Source organism: Clostridium sp. TF06-15AC (genome assembly GCF_003481165.1).
GTDB classification, from domain to species: domain Bacteria; phylum Bacillota; class Clostridia; order Lachnospirales; family Lachnospiraceae; genus Otoolea; species Otoolea fessa.
The window spans coordinates 109,131-122,359 of record NZ_QUKS01000003.1 but is presented as its reverse complement, the minus strand read 5'-3'; the positions used below and the strand labels follow the sequence as shown (position 1 = coordinate 122,359).

Below are 13,229 nucleotides of genomic sequence, written 5' to 3'. Positions count from 1 at the left end.
ATGTCTGAGCGGCAGCAAGCAAGTGAAAGATGAGGTAGCTTATGAATTATGAGGATGATGAGCTGGAGCGCATGAGGGCGCGCCGCGAGGGCAGAAGCAGCCGTGCCAGTCAGGCAGGGTATTCTTCGCGCGGCAGTTCTGCTTCCGGCACCAGCCGCAGAAGAGTCAGCAGTACAGTCGAAAATAGCCAGAGAAAAGGTGAGGCGGGCAGCAGTTCAGTACGTTCCGGCTACAGCGGTCCTAAGAGCGCTGGAAGTGGAAAAAAGAGTTCGGGACGCCGCGGCAGCCATTACCGTAAATCGGCGCGCCACAGAAAGCATATGATCATTGCGGCGGAGATTGTCGTGATTATATTGATGATTCTGGGCGGTGCGTTCTGGTATATGTATCACAGAACCTTCGGTTCTATGCAGAAGATTGATTTCAACGAGGACCAGGTTAAGAACGTCAACCTGTCCCAGGAACAGATCGATGATATGAAGGGCTACATGACCGTAGCGTGCTTCGGTGTCGATTCGCGAAGTCAGCACGGGCAGATGAATGTCGGAAAAGGTACGAACGCGGATGTCAACATGATTGCCAATATCAATCTGGAGACGGGTGAGATCCGCCTTGTATCGGTATTCCGGGACAGTTATCTGAATATCAACGATAAAAACTCTTATAATAAGATCAACGCCGCTTACGCACAGGGCGGTCCGGAGCAGGCAGTTAAGGCGCTGAATAAGAACCTGGGTCTTAACATTACCCAGTATGCGACGTTCAACTGGAAAGCGGTTGCGGATGCCATCAACATTCTGGGCGGTGTAGATGTCGAGCTGAGCGATGCAGAGTTCTCCTGGATCAATGCCTTCATCACGGAGACCGTAAAGGAGACTGGTATCGGTTCTCATCAGCTGACCCATGCGGGCAATGTACATCTGGATGGTATCCAGGCAGTTGCATACGGACGTATCCGTTATTCAGATACGGACTATGCGCGTACCGAGCGTCAGAGAATTATTCTTCAGAAAGCCTTTGATAAGGCAAAAAATGCAGACTGGGCGACACTCAACTGTCTGATTCAGACGATCATGCCGCAGCTTGCAACCAATGTTGATATTACGGATTTGATTCCGCTGGCACGCAATATCGCGAAGTTCCATATCGGTGAGACCGCCGGATTCCCGGCAGCCAGAGGCGAGCAGGATGTTGGAAAGATCGGCGACTGCGTTATCCCGCAGACACTGGAGTACAACGTAAAAGAGCTTCATAAGTTCCTGTTTGATGAGGAAGATTATCAGGTTCCGTCCAATGTCAAGGAGTATAGCAACCATATCGCGCAGGTAACGGGGCTTACGACGAATGCGAAGCTGATCGGTCATGTTCCGGTCGATCAGGGTGTCAGCGCCCAGACGTTTATCAAGAAACGGGCGAGCCGGATTGCCGCGCAGGCAGCGGCGAAGGATGCCGCTAAGAAGTCATCGACGAGTGCTTCGGACGAGTCGGATGACGAGAGCGGGGATGAGACCAAGAAGGGCGAGAGCGAGAGCTCGATCGGATTGGACGAGATCTTTGATCCGGATGAAGACTGGATTGACTGGGAGGAAGAAGAGTCGAAGAGCAACAGCAGTAAGGGACCAGGAACAACGACGACTCCCGGCAAGAAAAATCATACGGATAAGACAACCGAGGCGGATGATTCTTTATCCGGACCAGGCAGCACATCGGAGACGAAGTCTTCCGTTGCAAAACCGGGATCTACAACCACGACAGCGGCAGAGACAGCGGCATCCAGTGAAAAGACTTCTCCGGGTGCATCAGATAATTCCGGTGTGAAAAGCCCGGTCACAGAGATTCAGGAACCGGGGGATTCCGGAAACAGCGATGCAGCAGGCCCCGGCGGTCCGGCAGGTCCGGGAGCTTAATCTGAATTCAGGTGATATACTATGATAAAAGATAACCAGAAACGGCTGAACCATTTCCACGTAGTGCTGGACGCATGTGTCATTGCATGCGCCTACGCACTTGCGTGGTTTATCGTCAATGGAACGTCGTGGTTTAATGTAACAGGGCATAATAAGAGCGCAATGGCAGTCGTCTATCTGGCGGCTGGCGTTCTTATTGTACCGTTTTATTTGATTTTATACGCATTTTTTCATCTTTACACGCCCAAACGGGTTCAGGGAAGACGGGTGGAGTTAGCCAATATTTTTAAGGCGAACATCATCGGTCTTTTGGTGATCTCACTGATTCTTTACCTGGGCGGTAAAAATGAGTATTTCCACAACTTCTCCCGTCCGATGGTATTTTTGTTTTTTGGCATCAATCTCTTTGCTGAGATTCTGATGCGGAATATCCTGCGGATAGCGCTCCGGTCGATGCGGTCGAAGGGATATAACCAGAAGCATCTGCTTCTGGTCGGTTATAGCCGGGCAGCGGAAGGATTTATTGACCGTGTGAATGTCAACCCGGAGTGGGGCTATAAAATCCGCGGTATTCTGGATGACCATGAGGAGTGGGGCAAAGAATATAAGGGAGTGCGCGTGATCGGCAAAATTGACGATCTGGATACGATTCTGGCGCTCAATACGCTGGATGAGATCGCGATCACCCTGAGCATCCAGGAGTATGGAAAACTGGAAAAAATCGTGGCAGGCTGTGAAAAATCGGGTGTGCATACGAAATTTATCCCGGATTATTATAACTTTATCCCGACCCGTCCGTTTATGGAGGATCTGCAGGGACTTCCGGTGATCCACATCCGCCATGTGCCGCTCACAAATCTGCTCAACGCAACGATGAAGCGGACGATGGATCTGGTCGGCGGCATGATGGCGCTCATCCTGTTTTCACCGGTGATGCTGGTGACGGCGATTCTTATAAAGGCGACTTCGCCGGGACCGGTCATTTTCTGTCAGGAGCGGGTGGGACTTCACAATAAGCCGTTTAAGATGTATAAGTTCCGCTCGATGGCGGTACAGTCGGCGGCAAAGGAGAAAAGCCAGTGGACGACGCCGGGAGACCCGCGTGTGACTCCGATTGGAAGATTTATCCGGAAGACGAGCATTGACGAGCTTCCGCAGCTGTTTAATGTTCTGAAGGGCGATATGAGCCTGGTTGGACCGCGCCCGGAACGCCCGTTTTTCGTTGAAAAATTCAAGGAAGAGATTCCGCGTTATATGATCAAACACCAGGTGCGTCCGGGAATGACCGGATGGGCACAGGTCAATGGTTACCGGGGCGATACCTCGATCACGAAGCGGATTGAGCATGATCTGTATTACATCGAGAACTGGACGCTGGGATTTGATTTTAAAATCATGTTTTTGACGGTTTTTAAGGGCTTTATAAATAAAAACGCGTATTGATGAGGAAAACCACATGGGATATGAAGAAGAAAGAGATAGGTCAGGACACCGCCGGAGCCGACGGGCAAAACCGTCGGAGATGGAAGACGATGGTCTGACACTGATCACGGATTCATTTACGGAACGCCGGGAGGACGGATCCCACCGGAGCGGAGATAGAAGCCGAAGTGGTCAGAAAGCGGCAAAGAGGGGACAGACGCAGCCTGGCAGCAGCCGGGAGAGCCGGAATCAGGAGAAAACCCGGACCATGAACCGGTCGGATATTTACGCCGACCCGGTTAAATTGAAAGCGCGCCGGAAAAAGAAGCGGAAGATATGGTTTATTCTTCTGGAGATTGCAGTGCTGATCGGGATTCTCTGCTTTGCGGGATATTCGTATATCAGCAGCCGTCTGGATCTGATGCAGCGGCTTCCGTGGAACCCGGATGAGATCAAAAACGTCGAGATTTCGGAGGAGAAGCAGGAGCAGATGAGCGGTTACTGGACGATCGCGGTTTTCGGTGTGGATAGCCGTAACTCATCGGTCGGAAAGGGCAACAACTCGGATGTCAATATTCTCTGCAACATCGATCAGGGAACCGGTGAGATACGTCTGGTTTCGGTGTACCGGGATTCATATTTAAATATCAGCGACAAGAATACCTACAACAAAATCAACGCCGCTTATATGCAGGGCGGACCGGAGCAGGTTGTCAAGGCGCTCAATAGGAACCTGGATATCGATATTGACGATTATGCGACCTTTAACTGGAAAGCCGTTGCAGATGCGATCAACATTCTGGGCGGCATTGACGTGGAGATCACGAAATCAGAGTTTTATTATATCAATGCGTTCATTTCTGAGACGGTCAAGGCGACCGGCGTCGCTTCGACCCAGCTTAAATCAGCGGGCATGAACCATCTGGACGGTGTGCAGGCGGTTGCATATGGGCGTCTCCGTCTGATGGATACGGACTATGCCCGTACCGAACGGCAGAGAAAGGTTATTTCCCTCGCGTTTGAGAAGATGAAAAAAGCAGATTGGGCGACGATCAACAATATTGTGCAGACGGTATTTCCACAGGTGGCGACCAGCATCGAGATCAATGATCTGTTGAAGATAGGACGAAATATTACGCGTTATCATCTGACCGAGACGACCGGTTTCCCGTCGGAGCTGAGGGAAAAGAAGATGGGACGCAAGGGCGCCTGCGTCATCCCGCAGACGCTGGAGAGCAATGTCATCGAGCTGCATCATTTCCTGTTTGGCGATGAGGAATACACGCCGACTGAGACGGTCCGGACGATCAGTCAGAAAATTGTATCAGATACAGGCGTTCATGGCACGAAACAGGCAGAAACGAAGGCATTGCCGAAGACGACCGAGGCGACGACAATTTCCATCCTGGATCCGACGCAGGAGAGTGGCGCGGACGAAAGCCAGGAAGCCGGGAGCGGCATCGACGAGTCGGAGAAAGAGAACGGTAATGCTTCGGAAACACAGGAGAATGGCGTTTCTGAGCAGGAAAGCCGTCCGGACGGTACGCATGCATCAAAGGAAAATGCGCGGGAGAGCAGTGAGGCAGAGTCTGGCGGTTCTTCGTCGGCATTTCCGGGCGGAAATTCTGGCATCGGCGAGACGGAGAATGGCAGAGAAAAACCTTCCGGCAGCGGTTCCCCGAATGGAAGCAGTGCACCGGGAAGTAAGACGGATGTGGGAATCATCATTGAGTGATGAGAGAGTGTGAAACGGAGGAAATGCTTTGAATTTAGATGGTTTGTACCGGATGCAGGGAATGTTATTTTCCCTGATGATTCTGGGTGCATTCTTAAAGAAGAAGGTAATTATCACGGATGAGGGAAAAAGGGTCATTGCGGATCTGGTCATCTTTGTGACGCTTCCCTGCAGTATCATCGAGTCATTTGAAGTAGAACTGAGCATGGATATCTTAAAGAGCAGCGCACAGGCGCTGCTCGTCTCGTGTATGGTTCAGGTGGCTTGTTATATCTTAAATATGGTACTGTATCCGGGTGTGGGAGAGGAAAAGAAGAAGGTCCTCAAATACGCGACGATGGCGTCCAATGCCGGGATTCTGGGAAATCCGGTGGCGGAGGGCATCTTCGGCTCGATGGGGCTTTTCTACGCCTCTTTTTACCTGATTCCGCAGAGAACTGCGATGTGGTCGCTGGGAATGACGTATTTTACGAAGGCGCCGGATCGGAAGACGCTGATTAAAAAGATATGCACGCATCCGTGTATTGTCTCCGTATTCATCGGCTTTGTGCTGATGCTTTTACAGATGCAGATTCCGGGATTCCTGGGAGATACGGTACATAGCTTAAACAAGGCAAACACGGCAGTCTCCATGATTTTTGTCGGAACCGTTCTGGCGGAGGCAGATATGAAGACGATGATCACGCCGCTCAGCTGCTACTATGCCGCCGTGCGCCTGCTCCTGATTCCGGCGCTTGTGTGGATCGGCTGCCTCCTGTTCCATATCGACACGCTGGTGATGGGGATTTCTGTGGTGCTGGCAGCGATGCCGGCAGCAAGCACGACGGCGATTCTTGCCGCGAAATATGGCGGGGATGAAGTCTTTGCGACGAAGTGCGTGGTATTTACGACGCTGCTTTCGATGGTGTCGGCACCGGTTTGGTGTATGGTGCTGCAGCGGTAATCCCTTATGAGTTCGTATTTCTATAAAGGGGGTTTCGCTTGCATTGGATGAAAAGATATGTTATATTAGGGATAGAAAAAGGAAAAGCCAGAGGAGCGGCTTACCTGAATAAATTAAACAACTGGTTTATTAACAGCCGTCATTATTGCAGTAATGGCGGCTATTTTCGTTTTCCCTTGAAAATTGTATAACACAATCCAACAAGGGCGCAAATGAATATTCCAATCTGAATCAAATCAGAGTATGTAACATACATTGGCAATGCCCTCCTTTCTTTCTTCTGGAGGGTTAGATTTGTGCCTCGTTCCAGTCTTTGATAAACAAGCTTTGCTGAAATCTAGCAACCCTTCGATAACAGAGGGTAAGCCGCCTGGCTCTCTGGTTTTTCCCATGTACGAAGTATATCATAATTTATCAGAACAGACAATGATAAAACGAAACAAATCCCCTCAGATTGCTCTGAGAGGATTTGCAGATTCATGATTTATAATAGCAGTTCATATTGCTTGGTTATAGTCTTACAAACATTCTGTGATTTTACTTTTCATCCACAACCTGGAAAATGTAGAACTTCAGATAATAGGACGTCTCATCCCCCGCCCACAGAATCGGATGGTCGGCTGCCTGGGTGCGGTATTCGATCTGGCGCAGGCGGCGGTGGGCGCTGCGGGCTGCCTCCTGAATCGCCTTTGTGAAGAGCTCCGGCGTCATGAAATGGGAGCAGGAGCAGGTGGCGAAGTAGCCGCCGTCCTTTACCAGACGCAGACCGCGAATATTGATCTCGCGGTAGCCCTTGATGGCATTTTTGACCGAGCTGCGGGATTTTGTGAAGGCAGGCGGATCGAGGATCACGACGTCAAATTGCTCACCTTTTGCCTCTAATTCCGGAAGCAGGTCAAAGACATCCGCGCACTGAAAGGTGGTAGTGCCGGAAACACCGTTTAACTCTGCATTTTCACGCGCCTGTGCGACGGCAAGTTCGGACGCATCCACGCCGATGACCTCTTTGGCGCCGGAGACGGCTGCATTTAAGGCAAAGGAGCCGGTGTGGGTAAAACAGTCCAGAACGCGTTTGCCCGGGCAGAGACGCTGGATTGCCAGACGGTTGTATTTCTGGTCGAGGAAAAAGCCAGTTTTCTGCCCGTCCTTGACATCTACCAGATAGCGGACACCATTTTCAACGATCTCTACTTTTGTATCAAATGGTTCCCCGATAAAGCCCTTATAGCGCTCCATGCCTTCCTGTAAGCGGACCTTAGCGTCGCTGCGCTCGTAAATACCGCGGATATGAATGCCGTCTTCCTCAAGCACCTTGACGAGTTTTTCCAGAATCAGCGGTTTCAGACGGTCGATACCGAGCGCCAGGGATTCAACGACCAGCACATCGGAAAATTTGTCGATCACGATGCCCGGAAGAAAATCTGCTTCGCCGAAAATCAGGCGGCAGCTGCTGGTATCAACTGTCTGACGGCGGTATTCCCAGGCATTGCGGACGCGCATTTCGATAAAAGCATCGTCGATGACAGTATCCTTTTTGCGGGAAAGCATCCGCACGGTAAGCTTGGAGCGGGTGTTGATAAAACCACATCCGAGCGGATAACCGTCAAAATCTTCGACACGAAGGATATCGCCATTTTCAAATTCGCCCTCAATTCGTTCAATTTCATTATCATAGATCCACATACCGCCGGCTTTCAGGGAACGAGCCTCGCCTTTGCGGATATGGACAACTGCCTGTGTATTCATCATGGATGTAACAGTCCTTTCATATAAAATGTAAAATTCGTTTCATTCATTAAGTATACAAGAGGAGAGAAAGACTGACAAGTGAAAACCGAGAGATGTTTTTAAGCTTCACAGATTTATGATTTTATTTTCACAATTACATCACAAATAACTGATAGACTATCTCATGTAAACAGAGAGAGGGCAGAAAGCCTGAGATAGAATATAAGAGTATGAACAATCCGCTGCGGGAAGGTTCGCAAAATGGACAGTACGCGGCTGTGATTCCTGAGAACAGGAGGTATGAATATATGTATGACGAGAATGAAAGAAATGAGAGACACGATCAGGATGTAGATTATACGGAGGGCGCTTATTCGGACAGCGCTTATGAGGAAAAGAATAACGATACTGCTAAAAAAGAAGAAACTTCCGATTATGGCGGTTATCATGATTCCCGTTACCGGGGCAGTCTCGATGGAGAACCGGAGGCAGCAGCCGGAGCAGATCCGAAAGAGAATGCAGAGAAGCAGCCGGAACGCAGCTATATTCCGGAAGAACGGAGTGGCCGGGGACATGGCTCTAAGAATACTGGTAAGAAAATTGCGGCACTTGTGATGTCGGGCATTTTGTTTGGCTGTGTGGCAGGCGGAACCATGGTTGGCGTGAATGCACTTTCAAACCGGCTTCTTCCGGGTGAGGCTACACAGGAAACGATCGGTCAGGTTTCCCAGGAGACACAGGCAGATGCGGGCACTAAAACGCAGGCCTCCATTGGCAACGATGTTTCTTCGATTGTAGAGAAAGCGATGCCGTCCGTTGTAGCGATCAACAACAAGATGATTTATACACAGGACAACTGGCTGTTTGGTCAGCAGCAGTACGAGGTGCCGAGCAGCGGTTCAGGAATCATTGCCGGACAGAATGACACGGAACTTCTGATTATTACCAATAACCATGTCGTTGAAGATTCCGAGGAACTTTCGGTTACCTTTATTGATAACCAGAGCGTTAAGGCAGCGGTCAAAGGTACTGATTCCGATTCGGATCTGGCAGTCATTGCCGTACAGCTTTCGGATATACCGGAAGAAACGAGAAAACAGATTAAGGCAGCCGATCTGGGCGATTCTGATTCCCTGAAGCTGGGACAGGGTGTTGTGGCAATCGGTAACGCACTGGGACAGGGGCAGTCGGTTACCGTCGGTTATGTCAGCGCTTTAAATAAAAAGCTAACCATCAACGACGTAGAGCGGACACTTCTGCAGGTCGATGCGGCGATCAACCCAGGCAATAGCGGCGGCGCACTTTTAAATATGAACGGTGAAGTTATCGGCATCAATGCGGCGAAGTATTCGGACACCAGTGTTGAGGGCATCGGCTATGCGATCCCGATTTCACAGGCAAAGGATATTATCAGCGACCTGATGACGAAGACGACGAAGGTAGCTGTCGATGAGAATGAGCAGGGATATCTGGGAATCCAGCTTCAGAATATCGACAGCCAGATGGCGCAGGCCTATGGCATGCCGGAAGGTATCTATGTATACAAGATTGTTGCGGGCGGCGCGGCATCCAGGTCGGATCTGCGGGAGCGTGATATTATCACCAAGTTTGACGGTGAAAAGGTAAAGAATGGTGATGATCTCAAGAAACTGCTGACTTACTATAAGGCAGGTTCCACCGTTACCATGACGGTACAGAGTCTGGAAAATGGCAAATATGTCGAGAGAAACGTACAGATTACACTGGGCTCCAAGAGCGATATGCCGCAGAGCCAGGATAGCCAGAACGAGAGTCGGAGTGAATCACAGGCAAGTCCGCAGAGAAAACTGGGAAGATAGAAAATATCCCATCAGCGAAGTGGGCTGGAATGGATATTTGCCCGTAACGGTGAAGATACGGAACTGTTGCGAAGCGGAAATGAATAAAATCAGGAAGATATAGAAAAGAAGGCAGGTGAACCGCCGGTAGATCCTCTTGTAATCAGAGAGGGCGGTGATTCATCTGTCTTTTTGTTTCATAGGAAATTTTTTTATTTTTAAAACGAAATGACGGCTGCTGTTATGATTTACGTTTTTCACAAGCTATGATAAAATGAAAAGGTGCTTTCAGATTGGAGGAAATATAAAAATATGAGTGATAACCAGAATATAGATACGACAACCAATATAAACGAAACAGATACAAATAAAACCAGTACAGATCATTCGGATGATTACGAGAAAATCTGCTACGTCTGCCGCCGCCCGGAGAGCAAGGCGGGAGAGATGATCACGATGCCGGGCGGGATGAATTTCTGCCATGAGTGTATGCAGAAAGCATTTGACTCGATTTCCAAGTCGGGCATGGACTTTTCCAAGCTTCAAAATATGCCGTTTATGAACATGAATCTCAATGATTTTGCGGGCATGCAGATGCCGAATACAGAGATTCCAGAGAAAAATAAGATCAAGAAAAAGAGCAAGGCAAAAGACGCGGAGAAATTTCTGACGATGAAGGATGTTCCGGCACCGCACCAGATCAAGGCGCAGCTGGATGCGTATGTGATCGGGCAGGAGCGGGCGAAACGGGCAGTTTCAGTGGCAGTCTACAACCATTATAAGCGCGTGATTCTCCGGCAGCAGGACGAGCTTCGGGCAAATGAAAATACGGAAGAAAAGGCGGAAAACGCGGCGGCACAGGGAATGCAGATGCAGGGCGGCGAGCCGGAGATTGAGAAATCCAACATCCTGATGCTGGGACCGACCGGAAGCGGAAAAACGTACCTGGTCAAGACGCTGGCGAAGCTTTTGGATGTGCCGCTGGCGATCGCGGATGCGACGGCGCTCACGGAAGCTGGATATATCGGAGATGATATAGAAAGCGTAGTCTCCAAGCTTCTGGCAGCGGCTGGAAATGATGTGGAGAAAGCTGAGCAAGGCATCATTTTCATCGATGAGATCGATAAAATTGCGAAAAAGAAAAATACGATGAGCCGCGATGTCAGCGGTGAGTCGGTACAGCAGGAACTTTTAAAACTTCTGGAAGGCAGCCAGGTAGAGGTGCCGGTCGGCTCAAACCAGAAGAATGCACTCACGCCGATGGCGACTGTGGATACGAACAACATCCTGTTTATCTGTGGCGGCGCGTTTCCAGGATTGGATGATATCATCAAGGAGCGCCTGAAAAAGCGTTCCACGATGGGTTTCAACTCCCATTTGAAGGATGAATTTGACAATGATCCGGATATTTTGAGCCAGGTGACAACGGAAGATCTGCGGAATTTTGGTATGATTCCGGAGTTCCTCGGACGTCTGCCGGTGCTTGTGAGCCTGCAGGGGCTGACAAAGGAATTGCTGATGCGGATTCTGAAAGAACCGAAAAATGCGATCCTCAAGCAGTATGAGCGCCTGCTGGCGCTGGATGAGGTCAAACTGGTGTTTGAGGACGATGCACTGGAGTGGATCGCTGAGCGGGCACTGGAAAAAGATACGGGTGCCCGTGCGCTGCGTGCCATTTTAGAGGATTTTATGATGGATATCATGTATGAGATCCCGAAAGATCCGAATATCGGATCCGTTGTGATCACGCGCCCGTATCTGGAGAAGAAGGGCGGTCCGCGGATAGAGATGCGGGGGTAATAGCTTTTCAGGAACATGATCGGTGAACGGTGTCATGGATGTGGTGAAAGTTAGCGATGTAAGGATCCGGAAAAGCAATTTGTGTGTGAAGAGAAAACAGCAGAAGTTAATTAACTTCTCATGGATAAAAAAGAGTTATATAGGTTTAACGTCCCATACCCCCACTCCCGGCTGGGATATTCGATGGAATTTCGGCGGTCAGCCCCGCGGATCAGAAACGCCTTGGCAATCGAGGTGTTGATCCGCGGGGCTGATGGCGTATAGGCAGACCAGGAGAGCAGGATCGCGGCGGCTCCGGCGGTCATGGCGGCGGCAAAGGAGGTTCCGGTTACCTCCTGATAATCGGGAAGCGGGAGCCGGACGCCGGGGGCGGCAAGGTCGGGCTTGATAGTTCTGGTGCGGGTAAAACCGCGGCTGGAATGCAGATAGATCCCGCCCGTCTGGTGGCTGTAGGCGGCGGTGGTGATGATGGCTGCTGTATTGCCCGGATCGGTGATGGTTGTGTCCGGATCCGGGCGCAGAAAGAAGGTTTCATCCGAGATAAAGCCGTGCACCGGCAGCCACATATGGTATTCACCCTGAATCGAGAGCGTGTGGTAGACGCGGATTTTCCAGATTCCGGCGGCGGGGGCATCAAAGCGCATCAGGATCAGTTCGCTTCCGGTCGCCAGCTCGGAGCTGGTATAGTTGAGGTGAATGGTCGTTCCTTCCAGAAGAAAGGGAATCCGGCGTTCTTCGTCGCCGGAGAGCCGGATGCGTCCCGTTTCGTCGCCGGAGGGGGATAAAAATCCGACACTGTAAAGCTCCGATTCACGCGCCCACAGTTCCAGCGTAAATCCCCGTTCGTCGGGACCGACCCGCAGTTCCACATCCTCATAGGAGGTGGAAGCAGGAAATACATTGCGAAAATGGTGCCCGCGCCCGGTTTCATTGCCTCCGGCGGCGACCAGAATCTGCCCGCTGGCGCGCGACAGGCTGCTCAGATATAGACCAAGCGGCGAAGTGCCGCTGTGGCTTCCGGTATTGGTGCCAAGACCCAGCAGGATCACAAGGGGCTTTTTCTCCTGCCTGGCAATATAAAGAAGAAACTTGATTCCGAGCATGATGTCGTCCTCCTGAAAGGCGATGGCATCCTCGCGGATCAGAAAAAAATCGCGAAGATAGGTTCTGGCTGGTTTCAAGCGGACAACGACCAGTTCCGATTCCGGCGCCGCCCCGGAGAAAAAAGCATCGGCATCTTCGGAACCGGCGGCGACCAGCGCCATCTGCGTGCCGTGGCGGAGAGGATCCGAGGTGGGGACGATGGAATGCGGGTCTTCCGAGCGCAGCGCCTCGTTGATGTGGGAACGCTGGTAGACACTTCCGTAGTGCAGCGCATCGATCGGATCCGGCGTGCTAAGCCCCACGCCCGGAACCGTCTGATCCCAGATGGCGGCGATGCGCGTGCTTCCATCCGGATCGCGTAACAAGGGATTTGTATAATCGATCCCCGTATCCACAATCCCAATCAGCGTCCCGCGCCCCTTATTTCCCAGGAATGGCTGTTCTGCGGTCCGGGAAATTCCTGCGCTGTCCAGGCTGGATGTATCTAATATGGTATAAAGATTCGGGATCGAGTCATAGCCATATTGCTGGACTGAGAGCGGCAGCGCCTCCGCCAGAGACCGGTGCCAGATCACATACTCATGATTGACAAAATCATAGCAGCCGGAATCATTATCCAAAATCTGGTTATAGGTAAAAGGAAAAAAACGTTCGATAAAATCGGCGGTTTGGTTGTCTGGAAGAGAAGAGCAATTCATAGCGTTTTCCATAGAGATTTTTTAGAATTTAAGATAAGATATGCGGTAAAATACGAAAGCTTCCCTATACTCTGT

Annotated in this window: 8 protein-coding genes; 6 read left to right on the top strand and 2 right to left on the bottom strand. The window is 50.7% G+C overall.

Annotation, left to right across the window (positions count from 1 at the left end; translation table 11 throughout):
- Window positions 1-41: 41 nt before the first annotated feature.
- From DXC57_RS07995 to DXC57_RS07980, 4 genes are read left to right on the top strand one after another with little or no spacing between them, the layout of a single operon-like run.
- Window positions 42-1,907: an LCP family protein gene (locus DXC57_RS07995; protein ID WP_118652000.1), complete on the top strand. Its 1,866-nt coding sequence runs from the start codon at window positions 42-44 to the stop codon at window positions 1,905-1,907.
- 21 nt (window positions 1,908-1,928) lie between these two features.
- Window positions 1,929-3,350 carry an undecaprenyl-phosphate glucose phosphotransferase gene (locus DXC57_RS07990; protein ID WP_118651998.1) on the top strand — a complete coding sequence of 474 codons (1,422 nt, stop codon included), beginning with the start codon at window positions 1,929-1,931 and terminating at the stop codon, window positions 3,348-3,350.
- Between the two features lie 13 nt (window positions 3,351-3,363).
- Window positions 3,364-5,064 (top strand): LCP family protein, encoded by a 1,701-nt coding sequence (locus tag DXC57_RS07985; protein WP_118651996.1) that lies wholly within the window; start codon window positions 3,364-3,366, stop codon window positions 5,062-5,064.
- 28 nt (window positions 5,065-5,092) lie between these two features.
- Window positions 5,093-6,007 (top strand): AEC family transporter, encoded by a 915-nt coding sequence (locus DXC57_RS07980; RefSeq protein ID WP_182457244.1) that lies wholly within the window; start codon window positions 5,093-5,095, stop codon window positions 6,005-6,007.
- Window positions 6,008-6,544: 537 nt separating this feature from the next.
- Here DXC57_RS07980 and DXC57_RS07975 read toward each other — a convergent pair.
- On the bottom strand, window positions 6,545-7,753 hold the full coding sequence (locus DXC57_RS07975) for a class I SAM-dependent rRNA methyltransferase (RefSeq protein WP_118469426.1): 1,209 nt from the start codon (window positions 7,751-7,753) through the stop codon (window positions 6,545-6,547).
- Between the two features lie 290 nt (window positions 7,754-8,043).
- Here DXC57_RS07975 and DXC57_RS07970 point away from each other — a divergent pair, with 290 nt between their 5' ends.
- Together DXC57_RS07970 and clpX are read left to right on the top strand one after the other, a co-directional pair.
- Window positions 8,044-9,573 carry a trypsin-like peptidase domain-containing protein gene (locus tag DXC57_RS07970; RefSeq protein WP_118523799.1) on the top strand — a complete coding sequence of 510 codons (1,530 nt, stop codon included), beginning with the start codon at window positions 8,044-8,046 and terminating at the stop codon, window positions 9,571-9,573.
- Window positions 9,574-9,864: 291 nt separating this feature from the next.
- Complete coding sequence (gene clpX, locus DXC57_RS07965) at window positions 9,865-11,352, top strand: ATP-dependent Clp protease ATP-binding subunit ClpX (protein ID WP_022358527.1); 1,488 nt, start codon at window positions 9,865-9,867, stop codon at window positions 11,350-11,352.
- A gap of 110 nt (window positions 11,353-11,462) precedes the next feature.
- On the opposite strand, the gene DXC57_RS07960 is transcribed toward clpX, so the two are convergent.
- The gene (locus tag DXC57_RS07960; RefSeq protein ID WP_118651994.1) at window positions 11,463-13,154 is read right to left on the bottom strand and encodes a S8 family peptidase; all 1,692 of its coding nucleotides are present in this window, start codon (window positions 13,152-13,154) and stop codon (window positions 11,463-11,465) included.
- Between the last annotated feature and the right edge of the window lie 75 nt (window positions 13,155-13,229).